The organism is Kordia periserrulae, assembly GCF_003054265.1.
Lineage (GTDB): Bacteria > Bacteroidota > Bacteroidia > Flavobacteriales > Flavobacteriaceae > Kordia > Kordia periserrulae.
The window spans coordinates 1-1,625 of record NZ_QBKT01000028.1 but is presented as its reverse complement, the minus strand read 5'-3'; the positions used below and the strand labels follow the sequence as shown (position 1 = coordinate 1,625).

At 40.4% G+C, this 1,625-nt stretch carries 1 protein-coding gene; it reads right to left on the bottom strand.

Annotated elements, in window-relative coordinates; translation table 11 throughout:
• Positions 1-1,625 (bottom strand): non-ribosomal peptide synthetase (locus tag C8N46_RS20035; RefSeq protein ID WP_146169919.1); only part of this gene is annotated, 1,625 nt, incomplete at both ends.

Below are 1,625 nucleotides of genomic sequence, written 5' to 3'. Positions count from 1 at the left end.
TAACCGCGGAGTTTGATCTGACTGTCTTCTCTGCCTAGGTATTCTATGTTTCCATTTGCATCCCAACGAGCTACATCGCCCGTGCGGTAGAGTTTTCCTTTTCCATACGGATTGTTGGTGTATTTTTCATTGGTTAATGCTTCATTGTGCAGATAGCCTTTACTTACTTGTACTCCTCCGATACATAATTCGCCTTTGACGCCAATAGGTTGAAGAACATTGTTTTCCCCTAGGATATAGATTTGTGTGTTACTCACAGGTTTTCCTATGGGAACGCCACTGCCTTTGTAATCACTTAAGTTGATTGCCGTTACATCAATTGCTGCTTCCGTTGGTCCGTAGAGGTTGTGTAATTGGGTAGTACCCATTTTTGAGCTAAATGATGAGACTACCGATTCAGGCAAGGCTTCTCCACTACAAACAACATTGGAAAGACTTGTGAACGAACTCTCTACATCTAATAGAAAAGCTGAGAGCATCGAAGGTACAAAATGTACTAATGTAATGCCTTGTTCTTCAATTACTTTGGATAGGTATTCGCTGTCTTTTTCTCCGCCAGTACGAGCAAGCACCATTTCGCCTCCGATAACTAGCGGAAGGATTAATTCCCAAAAGGAAACATCAAAACAGAAGGTGGTTTTTTGTAAAATAATGTCTTTTTCATCTAAACAGAGAGAATCGCGCATCCATAAAAGACGGTTGTAGAGTCCTTCATGTGTGTTGATAACGCCTTTGGGAACCCCTGTGCTTCCTGAGGTGTATAGTACATAAATCGTATCTGTTGGAAGTACTTTTGGAAGCCTAATTTTATCGCTTGTTTGATAGGTTTCTTCACTATCAAGAGCGAACGCATCATACCCTAACTCTTGATATTCTTGTTGGTAATCACTAGTGGTGAGAATCGTTTTTGCCCTGATATTTTCTAGAATGTAGCGCTTTCTAGAGGCTGGATATAAAGGATCAATCGGAACATAAGCGCCGCCGCTTTTTAGAATCCCTAATATACCAACAACCATCGTAAAGCCACGATCTAAACTGATCGGAACAAGCTTGTCTTCTCCTAAGATACCTTTTTCTATAAGGTAACTTGCCAAATCATCTGAACGACTGTCTAGTTCCTTGTAACTCATCGTCTCTCCTTCGTAACGTAGTGCTGTACTGGTTCCTTTCTTTGCTACCATCTCCCTGAACAGATCTAAAACCGTAGCATCTCCGTAATCGACGGTAGCGCCAGTGCTGAAGGTGTGGATAAGTTCATAATCTTCCGTTGATAGCATATCAATTTCTGCAATCTTTTGCGATGGATTGTTGAGGATTGCTGTGAGAATTTGAATGTAGTAAGTACTGTATCGTTCTATGGTTGAGCGATTGTAGAGGGAAGTTGCGTATTCAAAACTCATTTGTAGGTTACCTTCACCATCTTCAAATGCTGATAAGTCTAAGTCAAATTTTGAAATAGTAGTACTTCTATCATACGGTTCTAATACCAAACCTGGGATTTGTACACTTCTATCGCCCATGCTTTCATACGAAAACATTACGTCAAATAATGCGTTTCGTGAAGTATCGCGCTCTATTTCTAGTAGATTGACCAGTTCTTCATATTGAAAGTCTTGATGGTCAAA